Here is a 16,261-nt window from a genome sequence, read left to right as displayed (position 1 = left end):
GCACCGGCAGACATCCTGATCCCCTTGCCTCGAAATACCCCTTGCCTCTGGCTGTTCCTCCGGCATAATCGCCTGGGTACCGTTCTTCTGTGGGTAATACCGGCCGGGAGTACGGGGAGAGCGTGATGTGCCCCGGACTTCCGGAGGAAAGCGACACACGAGAGAGCGCACAGAAAGCCTGCGGTTCGATCGGCGCTCGCCGAAGGCCCGCATCCGCCTATGCCGCTGTCCTCACGGTCGCTGATCCGCTAGACGTCGACGCCGCGGCGGTGTCGACGAGTTCTATCTCGACCGATCTCGCTTGACCCATCTCGGCCTCGGTTCCACCCAGCGGACGAGGTCGACCGCACATCAAGAGGACGCCATGGCAGTCGAGGTTGCACCGATCACACTCCACCATCATCCGGATATCGAACAGCTTGCCGAGTATCTCGCGATGCGATGAACAGCCTGGCTATCGACCCCGTCGGCGTACACCCACCCGTCGCCATCATCGGTATCGGTTGCCTGCTGTCAGGAGCGGCGAACGTGGCGGAGTTCCGGCAGCTGCTGTTCGACGGCCGCGGCGGCCATCTCGATACGGGCGAAGCATTCGACAACGACTGGTTCACCCACTCCGAGCGAGAAGCCCTCGACACGGACCCACGACAGCCGCTCCACCTCATGGTCGCGGTAGCCGCACTCGATGACGCCGGAATCGGTTATTGCGCAGGTGGTTCCGATGCAGCGGTAGTGTTCGGAGTGTCCGGCTACGACCACGGCAACGCGGTGCGTGGGTCTGCGCTCGGCGCCATCGCCAACCAGGTTTCCGCCGCACTCGAGCTGCGCGGGCCGAGCCTGGTACTCGACAGTTCCTGCTCCTCCTCGCTCACCGCGATAGATCTCGCGGTCCGGCTGCTCGCGGACCACACCGTACCGTTCGCCATTGTCGGCGGTATCGATCTCGTATTCCCGACGCACACCTCGGAGCACTCGGCCGAGAACGGTTTCCTGTCCACCGCCGGACGAACCTACGCGGGCGGAGACAGACCATTCGATATCGCCACGGACGGCGCTGCCCGTGATACGGCCTGCGCGGTAGTAGTCCTGCAGCGGACCGCGGACGCGCAGCGGGCGGGCAACCGGATATATGCCGAGATCATCGTGACGACGCCAGGAGTGGAGAAACACTCGAACGGCTCGGATACACCGAACACCCCCGCACAACAGGAGACCATGCGCACCACCCCGGCACATGCCGGACTCCCGCCGCACCGTGTCGGCTACATCGAAGGACACGGTACCGGTACCACACCTGGCGATGTGATGGCGGTCAGCGGGACGGCTACTGCCCCCGATACCGTTATGGCGCATCCGATCCGGTCCGGTGCGGGCAACGCCGACAGCGGATATCCTTCAGCCGCAGGGGGAATCGCCGGGTTGATCGAGACCGCGCTGTCCATCCAGCACGGCATACTCGCGGCGACCAACGGTATTCGCGGCGAGCGCCCCGCGCCCAGCCCGGCCGAGCACGGACTGCGCGAGCCGGACCTGCCGGTGGATCGGCACCGAATACCCACACCTGAGCACACAGCGCGCGTCCATTCGTTCGGATCCGGTGGCACGAACGTACGCACCGTGCTGCGTGGAGTCACTCCGGCGCGATATACCCGGGGCGAACAGTTCCCGGTACTGCTCGCGTTGTCCGCCCCCGACGCGGAAGAGCTACGCGAGCGCGCGCTGCGGTGGGCCGATGAACTGGCCGCAACGCGCCCGCCGCTGCGCGAGTTCGCCGCCGCCATGGCCCGATCGTTTCCCGAACCGACCAGGGCCGCGGTTGTGGCGCGTGATCACGACGACGCGGTACGCAGGCTGCGCGCACTCGGCCACGGCGCAGCCGACGCCGCACTCGGTCCGGCGTCCATCCGCCACCGTGGTGGCCTGCTGCTGCTGTTCTCCGGAGCCGGTGGCCACCATTCCACGATGGGGCGCGCGTTGGCGGCCCGCTATCCAGTATTCGCCGCCGCGCTCGCCGAGGTAACCGACGCGATCACAGCAGCGGGCGGACCACGGATCTGGACGCCACGGCATGGTTTCGCCTCCGCCCGCGAAACGTCCACCACCGAGTCGGTGCAGCCCGCCCTGTTCGCGTTTCATGTGGCGCTGGCGCAACTGCTGGCAGAGTGGGGTATCCGGCCCGACGCGGTGGCCGGACACGGTCCGGGAGAGATCGCGGCAGCGGTTGTGAGTGGCGCGTTGTCCCTGCGCGACGCGGCCCGTGTCATAGTGCTGCGCAGCGCCGTCCAGGCCCGCTCTGACAATCCTGACGCGCTGGCCGCGCTGGCCGCGGACCACGCCGATGTCGCGACCTTGGTAGAGCCGATGCGCAAGGAAGTACGCATCATCGCGGTCAACGGCCCCCGCTCGGTGGTCGTATCCGGCACACCGCGCTACATCGAAATCTTGCTGCGCCGTGCTGCCCGGCGCAATATATCGGCACATAGGCTAGCGGTCGATTTCGCCGCGCACAGTCCGCTGACCGCTACCGCGCTTCCTCAGTTCGTCGCGGCTCTGGACGAGCTCACCCCACTGCCTCCGCATGTGCCGGTGTATTCGACCACCCGGCGCAGCGCGAGAATCACCACTGCGACGATGGACCGCACCTACTGGGCCGAAAATGCCACGGCCACAGTCGAATTGGCTGCAGCGCTGGACCATGCCGCCGAAGACGGAATCTCGACCGTACTCGAGCTCGCCCCGCGACCGATGTCGCTCTCCGCGATACAGGAACACCAGGAATTCCGGGAAAGCACCTATCCGGTCACCCTTCCCGAAGACGAAGTGCGCGGGTTCCTTACCTGCCTGGCACGGCTGCACCTGGAAGGGCGAGCTGTCGACTGGTCGGCGCTCGGGCCCTGCACCGCGGCATTGCCCCGGCAGCAGCGCCCCCGAAAATTTCCGCTTCCCGTACTCGTTCCGGCGGAACGTTTTCCGTTTACCAGTAGGAATGACACTGAATTCACTTGTGCTACAGCGGAATCAACTGACCACATGACGAGGAGTGACAGCACGGTACCCACCGTGTTCTGGCTGCGCAGACTGCTGCGCTTGGCCCGCGACACCACCGGGGCAACCGCTCTCGCCGATTTCGCGGTACACGAGAAAATCGAGCAGGACTCGCTGCCGGAGGTCCGCTATCACGGACCAGGAGCAGAGAGAAGTATGCGGGCGGAGGTCACCGGTACCGGAACGCTGGCATCGGCCCGGCCCACCGGTGACCCCACGCCCGCGGATATCGTCGCATGGATACGGATGGTCGACGCGAACCGGGCGGCTCGTCCGCATATGCACATCATTCCCACCGGAACTTTCTATGCGGAACTACGCCGTAGACGACTGGAGTACGGTCCACGCTCTCGTGCGTTGCGTAGTATCGCCGCGGGGGCGGGCCGAGCGCTCGGCCTGCTCGACACCGCCGAGTTACACTACGACACAACACTGGACAGTTGTCTGCAGTTGCTGTTCGCGGCGGTATTCGACGAATTGCCAGGTATCCCGATTCCGCAGCCGATCGGCATGGATTCCGCCTGGCTGTCGCATGAACCGAAACACACCGTACTAGAGGTCCACGCACTGGTCCGGGAACGGATCGATACCGGACTGATCGGCGATGTCGTAGCGACCGACCAGCACGGTGTGCCCTGCCTCGCTTTATCCGGTGTGCGCATGCACTACGTCGATGCCGCTCTCGCGAGCGGAACCGGCACGCTTCGAACACCGTACGAAGCACGAGATACGTACCCCATGGTGTTCCGCCGAGAAATTTGGGAGCCGAGCGATCCGGAGTCCTCGGGGATCTACGATGCGCCCGAACCTCATGTGCGGCACGCAGTCGTGATCGGTGCCTCGGAGCTGGCCGCCCAGCTCGGAAGAGCGCTCGGCGCCACTATCGCCACCGAACTGATACCAAGGGAACCCGACAACGCGAGCTCACTCGTCACTACGGCGCTGACCGAACGCAGTGGCACAGATACCGCGGTAGTGGTGGTCTGGCCCGCAGCGGCTCTCGAAGGACAGGAACTCATCACAGCGCTCGGCCGAGTCCTCGACTTATTACAGCGGATCAGCACCACCACTGCTCTGGCATCTGTGATATTCGTGCTGCCGCAGCACGATACCGTTGCCTCTGTCGCGCGAGCCGCATTAGGTCCTGCGGCTATCGCCGGTCTGGTGCGCTCGCTACAGCTGGAGACAGAACGGGTAGTACGCCTGGTCTGGACCGACACCGACCCCCGAAATCTGCCGCTGCTCTGTCGTCTGGTGACCGCTGCCGGTACCACTACCCCCGACGAACTGCGCCTGTGCGCCGGCGAGGTCGCCACCCGGCACTTCACCCCCGCGGCAGCGCGAGTGCTGCCCGGCGCGAACATCGATACGGATGGAACCTACGTGGTCATCGGTGGGCTCGGGACACCGGGCTCGGTCGCCGTGCGCTGGTTACTCGATGCGGGCGCCCGAGATGTTGTGGTGCTGACACGGGCGCCACGTCCGGTGCCCGCGCTACTCGACGGCATGGAGAATCGCCTCATCGTGATGCGCTGCGATGCCACCGACCGGGACGATCTGGCCAACGCGCTCAACGATATCCGAGCCTGTGGCTCCACTATCCGCGGCGTCGTACACGCTGCGGCGGTACTGGAGGACACCGCGTTCGACGCGGTCACAGCAGCGCATTTGAGCAGAATGTTCGCCGCGAAACTCACCGCGGCGAGCAATATGATCGAGTTGACCGCGACCGACCCGACCGATTTCGTCTTACTGTTCTCCTCGGCAACCGGAGCACTCGGAGGCCAGAGGCAGGCCGCCTACGCCGCGGCCAACGCGGCCATGGACGCCTTGGCACAACGCGAACCCGGCAGGAGAATTCTCAGTATCGGTTGGGGACCATGGGATTTCGGCCCATCCACTATGGCGGATGGGCCGAAGCAGCTGCTGGGCACCACTATGCTGCACCAAGCTCTGCGTTATGCGGGCCCTTATCTGCTCGCCGTCGACTACAGCCCGACCACCGATACCTCACCATCGGCGACACGCTTGGCACAGCTACTGGCGCCGCCGCACGCTCCGGGACAGGCTCCGGGCCGCGGACAGAATCATCATCCGGCCGGTACCGCTCGATGCTCGATCAGTGCTCGGTCCGCCCCATAAGACGATCGGTCTCACGACGCTCACGTTTGGTGGGTCGCCCGGCACCGCGATCACGCCGGGGCATAGCGGCCGATATTTCCCGGGGTGGAGGTGCTGGGCTGCGATCTATCAGACATTGCGCGGCGAGGGGAGCACTGACCCGCTTGGTGATGATGCGCTCGACGACGACGATGCGCTCGACCCCGCTCACTCGAATACGCACCTCGTCACCAGGGCGCACAGGTTGCGCGGGTTTGGCCGTAGCGCCGTTCACCCGGACATGTCCGCCACGACATGCCTCGGCGGCGGCGGATCGGGTTTTGAATAGACGTACCGCCCAAGTCCAGGAATCGACACGAGCCTGGGTAGCAGAGCTCTGAATACCGGACTCGACGCGGGCCACTCTTTAAACGATACGGCGTGCGGTAACCACCATATCGGGGCGCAGCGGCGTGTAGGACACCGGCTGACCCGCCTGTACCGCATTCAACAGCATGTTGTCACCCGCGTAGATGCCGACATGACCACCGCCGTTGGTGATGACGATGTCACCCGGCCGCAGGTTCTGGTAGGAGACCGGAGCGCCGACATGGGACTGTTCGAAGCTGGTGCGGGGAAGGTCGACGCCTGCCTGCCGGAAAGCCCACTGAACCAAGCCGGAGCAATCGAAGGAGACCGGACCGGCCGCGCCCCAAGAATACTGGGCGCCGACCTTGGTCTTGGCGGCATCTAGAGCGACGTCACCGGCGGTGGCCGGCTGCGCGAACAGCTCCGGCATCGCCGCCTGGGGGAGACCAAGGGCCTGCGGAGCCACCTGCGGGAGGCCGGGGCCCTGGGGAGCCGGGGCGGCCGCGAACGCCTCCTGGATCTGCTGATTGAGCTGTTCGACCGACTGCTCGAATTCCGGCGGGACGGGAACGTCGAAGTCGCCGATACCGGGGACATTGATGGTCGCGGCCATGGCGGGGATCGCGGGCAGCGCACCGGTGGCGGCCACCGCACCCATGACAATCGCACCCTTGACGGAATTCGGAACTCGAGAATCCCGCTGCAAGCTGTGTTTACCCACCGAGCTACGTCTCCGATCTCGCTACTCTCCCGCCGACCGGATCAGCTGACGGGTTCGGACCGGGAGAGCGGCCCTACCTCGCGACCGAAAAACGGCCGCAAGGATGCACCCGGATGAACCTGCGGATCCCCGGCACGACAACCGAGACCGATCGGCCCCGCATGTCGTCAAGGCGGTAACCAGTGGCGCCGTTTCTCTTACAAAACGACTTGTTCCACGAAGTCACGAAGAGATTACGATGCCGGAGCGTGCTTGTCCAGCGCACAGAGCTGCCAGTTTTCCTACCGCCATGGCCGCGACGCGATCGACGAGCAGCAACCACGCATCGCCGGATCACGATCAGGTCTCGCCTGCCCCGCCGCACCCCGTGCCATATCGACCGCCGTACCTCGGTAGACAGCCCGCTCCGTACACCGCACCACGGGCGGTACTACACCGCGTCGCGCACCATACGTTCGAGTTCGTCGATTCTGCCCCGCGCGTCGGCCAGTTCGACCTCCAACCTGCCCAGCGCCATCACCAGCGGACCCACTGCGAGGTCGGCGACCAACTGCGGGTCGTCATACCCCTGCTCGATCGCGATGAGGATATTGGTTTTGATGCGTTGGGCCACCGCGGCACCCGCTGGGACGTTCCACGATCCGACGACCTCGGCGGTAGTGGCCGGGGCTACTTCTTCGGACATACCCCTCCGTTTTCACAGACCGTTCCGGCGAACCGCCGGCTTCGAGCCGGCGACAGGACCAATAGTGCAATACGGATCGCTAAGGCTATCTAGGACACGCCGTAGATGTGCCCAGATCATCGAATGTGACGCGCTACGGTGTCAGAGCATGGACCCCGTGCGGAATCCCTATGCCCCTGGCGCGGGACAGCGCCCGCCCGAATTGGCCGGGCGCGATAAGCAACTCACAGCTTTCGATATCGTGCTTGAACGCATCGCACGTGGTCGGCCCGAACGTAGTGTCATGCTCACCGGACTGCGTGGAGTCGGAAAGACCGTACTGCTCAACCAGCTTCGTTCAGCCGCGATCTCGCGTGGCTGGGGCACCGGCAAGATCGAGGCACGGCCGGACCAAGAACTGCGCCGCCCGCTGTCCTCAGCGCTGCATATGGCGGTGCGCGCGATCGCGATGGCGCATCGGAATCCGGAGCGGGTAGACGATTTTCTCGGCATCCTCAAAGCTTTCGCGCTGCGGGCCACAGCGGACAAGGGAATGCGGGAGCGCTGGCAGCCAGGTATCGATGTCCCCGCGGTGCGCGGCAGGGCCGATTCCGGCGATATCGAGATCGATGTGGTGGAGTTGTTGATGGAAGCGGCCGCGCTGGCCGGTGATATCGGCGTCGGCATCGCGATCTTCATCGACGAGATACAGGATCTCGGACCCGCCGATATCTCCGCGATCTGTGGCGCATGCCATGAGCTGAGCCAGGACGCCGCTCCGCTGATCGTGGTCGGCGCGGGCCTCCCACATGTTCCCGCGGTACTGTCCGCCTCGAAAAGCTACTCGGAGCGACTGTTCAGCTACCACCGCATCGACCGCTTGGACCGAGAGTCGGCGGATCAAGCGTTGATCGCACCGGCCCAGCGCGAGGACGTGAAATTCACCAGTACGGCACTGGATGCCCTGTACCACAAGGCCGACGGCTACCCCTATTTCGTCCAAGCGTATGGCAAGGCGACCTGGGACCAGGCACCGGAGAGCCCGATCACGGCCGAAGATGTCGAGGTCGCCGCCCCCGCGGCCGAGGAAGAACTGGCGGTGGGGTTCTTCGGTTCCCGTTATGAGCGAGCAACGCCGGCTGAACGCGAATACATGCGCGCCATGGCCGATCTTTCCGGCGACGACGGCCCGGTAGCCACGGCGGCGGTGGCCAATGAACTGGGGCGCAAACCGGCCTCGCTGTCGCCCGCCCGCGACGGCCTGATCAAGAAGGGGCTGATCTACTCCGCCGAACGCGGCACTATCGGTTTCACCGTGCCGCACTTCGGTCGTTATCTCCGCTCGGTCTGATCCGCCCTGACCTTGCTCGGCCGACCTCGACCGAGAATGCATCACCGATTCTGAACCTTTCTTCTAAAAATAGTAGATTTTCGTATATTTCTCTCGACCGTTTCTGCTACCGGCAAGTAACCAAGCCTCCTACACTCGAATGTGATTCTCATCACCTCCGAGGGAGGACACCATGGCGACACCAGCGAAAGTCGACGCCACCGAAGAACAAGCCCGCGCACTGGTCGAGGAATCCCGCGAAAAAGGTTGGGCCAAGCCGTCATTCGCGAAGGAGATGTTTCTGGGGCGATTCCGGCTCGATCTGATCCATCCCTACCCGAAGCCCAGTCCCGAAGACGCCGCGCGCACTGAGGCATTTCTGAGTCGGCTACGCGCGTTGTGCGAGTCCCTCGACGGATCGGTGATCGAGGCCGAGGGCCGAATCCCGGACGAATACGTCAGGGCCCTGGCCGAACTCGGTTGCTTCGGCCTGAAGATCCCACAATCGTACGGTGGCCAGGGGCTGTCTCAGTACGGCTACAACCGGGCGATGATGCTGGTCGGCTCGGTGCACACCAGCTTGAATGTACTGCTGTCTGCGCATCAGTCCATCGGCGTGCCCGAACCGCTGAAACTGGCGGGTACCCCGGAACAGAAGGCGGAATTCCTTCCCCGCTGCGCAGCCGGCGCGATCAGCGCGTTCCTGCTCACCGAACCCGATGTCGGCTCCGATCCGGCCAGGATCGCCAGCACCGCGACCCCCACCGAAGACGGCGAGGCCTACGAACTCAACGGCGTCAAGCTGTGGACCACCAATGGCACCGTCGCCGAACTGCTGGTCGTGATGGCGCGGGTGCCGAAGAGCGAAGGACATCGCGGTGGCGTCTCGGCATTCGTGGTCGAAGCCGATTCACCGGGGATCACCGTGGAGCGGCGCAACGCGTTCATGGGTCTGCGCGGCATCGAGAACGGGCTGACCAGGATGCACAACGTCCTTGTGCCGAAGCGCAATCTGATCGGTCGCGAGGGTGATGGCCTCAAGATCGCGCTCACCACACTGAACGCGGGCAGGCTGGCGATCATCGCGACGTGCACCGCGTCCGCGAAGTGGTCGTTGAAGATCGCGCGGGAGTGGAGCGCGCAGCGGGTGCAGTGGGGCAGGCCGGTCGGCGAGCACGCGGCTGTCGGCCAGAAGATCGCATTCATCGCGGCCACCACGTTCGCACTGGAGGCGACGCTCGATCTATCGGCCGTCATGTGCGATGAAGACCGCAACGACATCCGGATCGAGGCGGCACTCGGCAAGCTGTGGGCCAGCGAGATGGGCTGCCGGATCGCCGACGAACTCGTGCAGATCCGCGGCGGCCGCGGCTACGAGACGGCGGCCTCGCTCGCCGCTCGGGGTGAGCGCGCCGTCCCCGCCGAGCAATGGGCACGCGATCTGCGGATCAATCGCATCTTCGAGGGCTCCAGCGAGATCATGCGACTGCTGATCGCCAGGGAGATGGCCGATGCGCATATGGCGGCGGCGGGTGCACTGGTCGACCGCAATGCCGATCTCAAAGACAAGGCGAAGGCAGCGGTCGGAGCGACCGGCTTCTATGCCAAGTGGTTCCCGCAGCTGGCCGTCGGCTCGGGAACAGTACCCGCGGCCTATACCGAATTCGGTGTGCTGGCCCGGCACATGCGATTCGTCGAGCGCAATGCGCGTAAACAGGCCAGATCGCTGATGTACGCGATGGGGCGCTGGCAGACCGGTCTGGAATACCGGCAGAATTTCCTCGGCCGGATCGTCGATATCGGCGCAGAGCTGTTCGCCATGTCGGCTGCCTGTGTGCGTGCCAAGGAAATGCGCGCATCGGGTGCACCGGAGGGTAAGGCCGCCGAAGAACTGGCCGATACCTTCTGCAGGCAATCGAGGGTGCGGGTGCGTACCCTGTTCGACGCGCTGTGGGACAACACCGACGACGACGATCGCACGCTCACCCGCGGTGTGCTCGACGGCCGCTATCAATGGCTGGAAGACGGGCCGCTGGATCCGAGCGAGGGCACCGGTCCATGGATCGCGGAGTGGCAGATGGGCCCGTCGACCGAGGCGAACCTCCTACACCCGTTCCTCCCTTCCACTCGCAACCGGACGAAGGCCTGAACCGACTCACGGGCGAACCCGTCGTCACAGCCGGAAGCCGCGTGACCACTGTTGACGGCGGGCGCTCGTGCATTATTCGGAAGTATCGAATTATCAGTAGAGAGCAGCAGATTTCTCTGATTCAGCCGACTGCCCTTCGGCCCGCACCGTGAGCAACCGGGTCGGTGAAGAGGTGACGAGGGTTGCCCTGGCATGTATAGTAAATTCCCTATTCTCTCGTAGATTCACCTGACAAGTATTCGAGCAGTCTGCGGCATCAGTTGTACAACTTGTGCATAACAGCAGGTATTCTGCTGTAACGAGGGGGCATTCCGAGTCGACAACTGGACAAGAAGCGCCGATAAGACGCCTCGCCTCAGGAGTGCGCCATGTCCACGACTATCGCCCCTCGCGCAGCGGACTACGACGGCCACCACGTCACAGTGTCAGCCGATGACGGTGTACCGCTCGCGGTGCACATCCTCGGCGCCGAGAACGCTCCCGCAACCGTCGTATTCGTCCACGGGCACTGCCTGCGGGCCGAGTCCTGGTCCGCCCTGCGCGAGCGCCTGCTCCAGCAGTGGGGAATCGGCACCAGAATGGTGTTCTACGACCACCGCGGCCACGGCGCGTCCGGAGCGGGGCATCCGTCGACCTACACCATCGAGCAACTCGGCCATGATCTGGATACCGTACTGCGATCGGTCGTCCCGGTCGGTCCGGTGATCTTGATCGGCCATTCGATGGGCGCCATGGTCGTACTCGCCTACGCCCGGCTACACCCGGAGGCCATCGGCAGGCGGATCGTCGGCGTCGGCCTGCTCGCGGGTGTGGCCAATGGACTCACCGAAGTAGGACCTGCCCGCCTCCTGACTCGGCGCGCGGTGAATTCACTGCAGGTCGCCATCCTCCGCGCACCCCACCTCATGCGGGCATCCCAGTGGCTGACCCGGCATCTGCTCCGATCGATCGTGCGTGGGGCAGAGTTCGGCGCGGGCAGGATGAACGCACGCATAGCCGCACTGGCCACCGCGATACTGAACGACACCCCATTGCTGACCATGTCGGGCTTCCTGCACTCGCTGATCACCTTCGACGAGACAGCCACCCTGCACCGCCTCGACACCATCCCGGTCCTGGTGCTTTCCGGCTCCTCCGACATCATCGTCCCGTTCGCGCACTCGGTGGTGCTGGCCTCCCAATTGGCAGGCGCGGAACTGGTACGCCTGGAAGGAGCAGGGCACGGCGTGATACTCGAGCGGGCCGAAGAAGTCGCGCTGTCTATCGTCGGACTTGTCGAACGAGCTTTCTCCGCACTGCGCATCGGCCCCGAATACCCCGCCGCTTGCTGACCTGTGACAGCTCCTCAGCGCCGACGATTTCGGCCGCATACGAGCCAAAATCGCATTCTTTCTGTACTGTGTTGTAGATCACGTTGTGTGGTGAGTCACACAACTCGGTGACATGTGATCCGAGGCAGACAGGCGCCCGCGTCCCTCCCGCCGAGTTCGCTTGTCCGCCACGGAGTACAGGAGGTATCGATGACACACAGTGATTTCGCGGAATTGCGCTATGCGGTAGGCCAGCTCCGGCAGTCCATCGGCGTCCTGCGCACCCACTACGGTGACGTCGGCAGTGTCCGCCGATTGGAGAACGACCTCGAGCGCTTGGTCATCGATGCCGACGAACTCGAACAGTCACCTCCTACCGAAGTGCACCGCCGCCCACAGGAGATCATCTACGTGCCGGACAGCAAATCCGACGAGGCCGCCTGGATGGGTGCGCAAGACGAGGGGCTGGGCTTTCATTCCCGCCCGCGGACCACATAGCACCACCACGGAGCGGCAGGCCCGCCTCGGCAACCGAGGCGGACTCACCTGCCGTTACCCATAACCACTCGCCATAGGCGAGCCATACCGGCGGCACCCATCAGGTCATCCGAGCCGGGTGCGGGAGATACCGCATCCGGTCATCGCTACGTGAGGCACACCACCAGAAGCGACAGCGTGGCTCCGGCGATCATGTCGTACGAGATGACGTGCTGCCGAGCACCGCGCGAGATCACCGCGGTAGCGGCTTCATCACACTGAGCCCCGCACACCGGATTCACGGCACGATCGCCGGGCACGATCGCCACCCGAATCAGCAGTAGATTGTGTCGCAAATCACTGATACCGCGGCCGGATCGGGCTATCAGCCCGTTCATCCGATAGCAGTGTTGTCGTAAGGTGCACAGCATCACATTCGATCGCGGAGGTAATGATGACCACCCGCATACAAGATCAGCGAGGCATCCTCCTGTGAATGCCGCACCGACCGCCGCCCCGGAATCGGGCACCGGCGTATTCAGTACAACGAGAGCCCGAATCTCACAACGCACGTTGCGCACCGACCGATGGTGGGTCCCCCCACTATTCACAGCGCTCGGACTAGCCGCGTTCGTGATCTACGCGACGGTCAGATCGTATGTGCGCACGGCATATTGGGTCCCGGACTACCACTACCTGACACCGTTCTACTCACCGTGCCTGAGCACCTCGTGTGTCGAGGGGGCGAGTCACTTCGGCACCCCGATCGGCGAGGTACCCGCGATTCTGCCGCTCGGTTTCGTGGCATTGCCGTTCCTGCTCGGCTTCCGGCTGACGTGCTACTACTACCGCAAGGCCTATTACCGGTCGGTATGGTTCTCCCCGCCCGCCTGCGCCGTGGCCGAACCACACGCGAAGTACACCGGTGAGACCAAGCTGCCGCTGATCATCCAGAACGCGCACCGCTACTTCTTCTACGTGGCGGTGGTGATCTCGGTGATCAACACCTACGACGCCATCATCGCCTTCCATGGCAAGAGCGGGGGCTTCGGCTTCGGCCTCGGCAATATCGTGCTACTCGGCAATGTGCTCTTGCTGTGGGCCTACACCTTGTCGTGCCATTCCTGCAGGCACATCGCGGGCGGGCGGCTCAAGCACTTCTCCGAGCATCCGGTGCGCTATTGGTTCTGGACTCAGGTCTCCAAGCTGAACACCCGGCATATGACGCTGGCCTGGACCACGCTCGGAACGCTCGTGCTGACCGACTTCTACGTCATGTTGGTCGCCAGTAACACGATTTCGGACTTGCGGTTCATCGACTGACCGCCGCACTGAGGAGTTTCTCCGCATGGTAGAAGTGGAACGGCACAATTACGACGTCGTTGTGATCGGCGCGGGTGGCGCCGGATTACGGGCGGTGATCGAGGCCAGAGAACACGGGCTGTCCGTCGCGGTGGTCTGCAAGTCGCTGTTCGGCAAAGCGCACACGGTAATGGCCGAAGGCGGCTGCGCCGCATCGATGGGTAACGCCAATGAAAAAGACAGCTGGCAGGTCCATTTCCGGGACACGATGCGCGGTGGAAAGTTTCTGAACAACTGGCGCATGGCCGAATTGCATGCCCAAGAGGCACCCGACCGGGTGTGGGAACTGGAAACCTATGGCGCCCTGTTCGATCGGACTACCGACGGCCGGATCAGCCAGCGTAACTTCGGCGGCCACACCTATCCACGGCTCGCGCATGTCGGCGACCGGACCGGCCTGGAGATCATCCGCACCATGCAGCAGAAAATCGTCTCGCTGCAACAGGAGGATTTCGCGGAGACCGGCGACTACGAATCCCGCATCAAAGTGTTCGCCGAGTGCACCATCACCGAATTGCTCAAGGATGGCGACCGGATTTCCGGCGCATTCGGTTATTGGCGCGAATCCGGCCGCTTCATCCTGTTCGAGACCCCCGCCGTGGTATTGGCGACCGGCGGTATCGGCAAATCGTACAAGGTGACCTCGAACTCCTGGGAGTACACCGGCGACGGACACGCACTGGCCCTGCGCGCGGGCGCGACGCTGATCAATATGGAGTTCCTGCAATTCCACCCGACCGGTATGGTCTGGCCACCGAGTGTGAAGGGCATCCTGGTCACCGAGGGGGTACGCGGCGACGGCGGAGTGCTGAAGAACACCGAGGACAAACGGTTCATGTTCGACTACATTCCGCCGGTCTTCAAAGGGCAATACGCCGAGACCGAAGCGGAAGCCGACCAGTGGTTGCGCGATAACGATTCCGCGCGCCGCACGCCCGACCTGCTGCCACGTGACGAAGTCGCGCGCGCGATCAACGAAGAGGTCAAAGCGGGCCGTGGCACCGAACACGGCGGCGTCTACCTGGATATCGCTTCCCGGATGCCCGCCGAAGAGATCGTGCGACGGCTGCCGTCGATGCATCACCAGTTCAAAGAGCTCGCGGACGTGGACATCACGAAAGAGCCGATGGAAGTCGGGCCGACCTGCCACTACGTAATGGGTGGAGTCGAGGTCGACCCGGATACCGGAGCGGCGACGGTACCCGGTCTGTTCGCCGCGGGAGAATGCTCCGGCGGAATGCACGGGTCCAATCGGCTCGGCGGGAACTCGCTGTCGGATCTGCTGGTGTTCGGCAGGCGCGCGGGCCTCGGTGCCTCCGCCTATGTGGAACAGCTGGACACGCGGCCGTCGATTGCCGAGACCGACGTCGCCGAAGCAGCGAAAAACGCACTGGCACCGTTCGATCCCGCCTCGGACGGCACCGGGGAGAACCCTTACACCTTGCACACCGATCTGCAGCAGTCGATGAACGATTTGGTCGGCATCATCCGCAAAGAGCACGAAATACATTCGGCGATCGAGAAGCTCGCCGAGCTGCGCTCTCGCTTCCAGCAGGTCACCGTGGAGGGGCATCGCCAGTTCAATCCCGGCTGGCATCTCGCGCTCGATATGCAGAACATGCTGCTGGTCAGCGAATGCGTAGCGCAGGCTGCACTGCTGCGCACCGAGAGCCGTGGCGGACACACCAGAGACGATCACCCGGCGATGGACCCGGACTGGCGAAACACCTTGCTTGTCTGTGCGGTGAACCCGCGCACGGCAGGCGACCCGATCCCCACTGTTGTGGTGGAACGCAAGGAGCAGGTCCCCATGCGACCGGATCTGCTCGCCCTTTTCGATCTCGGCGAGCTCGAAAAGTACTACACCCCGGTAGAACTCGCCGGGCATCCGGCTACGGCCGGTAATTCGACGGAGCGAGAGGCGTAAAGATGGGTTACGACGCCAAATTCCGCGTCTGGCGCGGCGATCTCGACGGCGGCGAGCTGCGCGACTTCACCGTACTGGTGAACGAAGGCGAAGTCGTGCTCGACATCATCCACCGGCTACAGGCCACCCAGGCACCCGACTTGGCTGTCCGCTGGAACTGCAAGGCAGGCAAGTGTGGTTCCTGTTCGGCCGAGGTCAACGGTCGGCCACGGCTACTGTGCATGACACGGATGTCGAGCTTCACCGAGGACGAAGTGATCACCGTGACGCCGATGCGCACTTTTCCGGTAATCAAGGATCTGGTCACCGATGTCTCGTTCAACTACGAAAAAGCCAGGGAAATACCCTCCTTCACACCACGGGATGATCTCAAGCCAGGCGATTACCGGATGCGGCAGATAGATGTGGAGCGCTCACAGGAGTTCCGCAAATGCATCGAATGCTTCCTGTGCCAGAACACCTGTCACGTAGTACGTGACCACGAGGAGAACAAGAAATCGTTTGCCGGGCCACGGTTCTTGATGCGAATCGCCGAGTTGGAGATGCATCCACTGGATGTCGGCGACCGCAGGGATCTGGCACAGGACGAGCAGGGACTCGGCTTATGCAATATCACCAAGTGCTGTACCGAGGTCTGCCCAGAGCACATCAAGATTACCGATAACGCCTTGATCCCGATGAAGGAGCGGGTCGCCGATCGAAAATACGACCCACTGGTCTGGTTGGGCAACAAGCTCTTCCGTCGCTAGTACGTAGTACACCGAACGGCCGACCGGGTTCGACTATCTGCCGATCGGCGTCGCATTG

General features: G+C 63.8%; 12 protein-coding genes and 1 riboswitch. Of the genes, 9 read left to right on the top strand and 3 right to left on the bottom strand.

What is annotated here, in order from left to right; all coding sequences use genetic code 11:
* The first annotated feature begins 89 nt into the window (after positions 1–89).
* Both ACL02S_RS22965 and ACL02S_RS22960 read left to right on the top strand, forming a co-directional pair.
* Complete coding sequence (locus tag ACL02S_RS22965; protein WP_412804567.1) at positions 90–305, top strand: hypothetical protein; 216 nt, start codon at positions 90–92, stop codon at positions 303–305.
* 136 nt (positions 306–441) lie between these two features.
* The gene (locus ACL02S_RS22960) at positions 442–5,187 is read left to right on the top strand and encodes an SDR family NAD(P)-dependent oxidoreductase (protein WP_412804566.1); all 4,746 of its coding nucleotides are present in this window, start codon (positions 442–444) and stop codon (positions 5,185–5,187) included.
* Here ACL02S_RS22960 and ACL02S_RS22955 read toward each other — a convergent pair.
* The 3 genes from ACL02S_RS22955 to ACL02S_RS22945 all read right to left on the bottom strand — a co-directional run bounded on the left by ACL02S_RS22955 (position 5,165) and on the right by ACL02S_RS22945 (position 6,920).
* The gene (locus ACL02S_RS22955; RefSeq protein WP_412804565.1) at positions 5,165–5,569 is read right to left on the bottom strand and encodes an RNA-binding S4 domain-containing protein; all 405 of its coding nucleotides are present in this window, start codon (positions 5,567–5,569) and stop codon (positions 5,165–5,167) included. The genes ACL02S_RS22960 and ACL02S_RS22955 overlap by 23 nt on opposite strands.
* A 3-nt stretch (positions 5,570–5,572) precedes the next feature.
* Positions 5,573–6,172, bottom strand: coding sequence for a C40 family peptidase (locus tag ACL02S_RS22950; protein WP_412804564.1), 600 nt, complete (start codon positions 6,170–6,172; stop codon positions 5,573–5,575).
* Positions 6,173–6,250: 78 nt separating this feature from the next.
* Positions 6,251–6,402: riboswitch (cyclic di-AMP (ydaO/yuaA leader) on the bottom strand.
* Positions 6,403–6,665: 263 nt separating this feature from the next.
* Positions 6,666–6,920: a hypothetical protein gene (locus tag ACL02S_RS22945; RefSeq protein ID WP_412804563.1), complete on the bottom strand. Its 255-nt coding sequence runs from the start codon at positions 6,918–6,920 to the stop codon at positions 6,666–6,668.
* Between the two features lie 148 nt (positions 6,921–7,068).
* Here ACL02S_RS22945 and ACL02S_RS22940 point away from each other — a divergent pair, with 148 nt between their 5' ends.
* The 7 genes from ACL02S_RS22940 to ACL02S_RS22910 all read left to right on the top strand — a co-directional run bounded on the left by ACL02S_RS22940 (position 7,069) and on the right by ACL02S_RS22910 (position 16,203).
* Positions 7,069–8,250 (top strand): DUF8462 domain-containing protein, encoded by a 1,182-nt coding sequence (locus tag ACL02S_RS22940; protein ID WP_412804562.1) that lies wholly within the window; start codon positions 7,069–7,071, stop codon positions 8,248–8,250.
* 172 nt (positions 8,251–8,422) lie between these two features.
* A complete protein-coding gene (locus tag ACL02S_RS22935) occupies positions 8,423–10,378 on the top strand; it encodes an acyl-CoA dehydrogenase family protein (RefSeq protein ID WP_412804561.1) in 1,956 nt (651 codons plus the stop codon).
* Positions 10,379–10,746: 368 nt separating this feature from the next.
* Positions 10,747–11,709: an alpha/beta fold hydrolase gene (locus tag ACL02S_RS22930; protein WP_412804560.1), complete on the top strand. Its 963-nt coding sequence runs from the start codon at positions 10,747–10,749 to the stop codon at positions 11,707–11,709.
* Positions 11,710–11,898: 189 nt separating this feature from the next.
* Positions 11,899–12,186, top strand: coding sequence for an Rv0250c family protein (locus ACL02S_RS22925; RefSeq protein ID WP_412804559.1), 288 nt, complete (start codon positions 11,899–11,901; stop codon positions 12,184–12,186).
* 471 nt (positions 12,187–12,657) lie between these two features.
* Positions 12,658–13,488 (top strand): succinate dehydrogenase subunit SdhC, encoded by an 831-nt coding sequence (gene sdhC / locus ACL02S_RS22920; RefSeq protein WP_412804558.1) that lies wholly within the window; start codon positions 12,658–12,660, stop codon positions 13,486–13,488.
* Positions 13,489–13,513: 25 nt separating this feature from the next.
* Positions 13,514–15,454, top strand: coding sequence for a fumarate reductase/succinate dehydrogenase flavoprotein subunit (locus tag ACL02S_RS22915; protein ID WP_412804557.1), 1,941 nt, complete (start codon positions 13,514–13,516; stop codon positions 15,452–15,454).
* A gap of 2 nt (positions 15,455–15,456) precedes the next feature.
* Entirely contained in the window at positions 15,457–16,203 is a 747-nt protein-coding gene (locus tag ACL02S_RS22910) for a succinate dehydrogenase/fumarate reductase iron-sulfur subunit (RefSeq protein WP_412804556.1), read from the top strand.
* Positions 16,204–16,261: the final 58 nt, after the last annotated feature.

The sequence above is a fragment of the Nocardia spongicola genome (assembly GCF_047200775.1).
Lineage (GTDB): Bacteria > Actinomycetota > Actinomycetes > Mycobacteriales > Mycobacteriaceae > Nocardia.
The sequence above is the reverse complement of the archived record's forward strand: the minus strand, read 5'-3'. Positions and strand labels throughout refer to the sequence as shown.

Coding starts and splice junctions, on each gene's coding strand:
- ACL02S_RS22960 (WP_412804566.1), top strand. CDS start 442: ATGAACAGCCTGGCTATCGACCCCGTCGGCGTACACCCACCCGTCGCC.
- ACL02S_RS22950 (WP_412804564.1), bottom strand. CDS start 6,172: ATGGGTGCGGTGGCCGCCACCGGTGCGCTGCCCGCGATCCCCGCCATG.
- ACL02S_RS22945 (WP_412804563.1), bottom strand. CDS start 6,920: ATGTCCGAAGAAGTAGCCCCGGCCACTACCGCCGAGGTCGTCGGATCG.
- ACL02S_RS22940 (WP_412804562.1), top strand. CDS start 7,069: ATGGACCCCGTGCGGAATCCCTATGCCCCTGGCGCGGGACAGCGCCCG.
- ACL02S_RS22935 (WP_412804561.1), top strand. CDS start 8,423: ATGGCGACACCAGCGAAAGTCGACGCCACCGAAGAACAAGCCCGCGCA.
- ACL02S_RS22930 (WP_412804560.1), top strand. CDS start 10,747: ATGTCCACGACTATCGCCCCTCGCGCAGCGGACTACGACGGCCACCAC.
- ACL02S_RS22925 (WP_412804559.1), top strand. CDS start 11,899: ATGACACACAGTGATTTCGCGGAATTGCGCTATGCGGTAGGCCAGCTC.
- ACL02S_RS22915 (WP_412804557.1), top strand. CDS start 13,514: ATGGTAGAAGTGGAACGGCACAATTACGACGTCGTTGTGATCGGCGCG.
- ACL02S_RS22910 (WP_412804556.1), top strand. CDS start 15,457: ATGGGTTACGACGCCAAATTCCGCGTCTGGCGCGGCGATCTCGACGGC.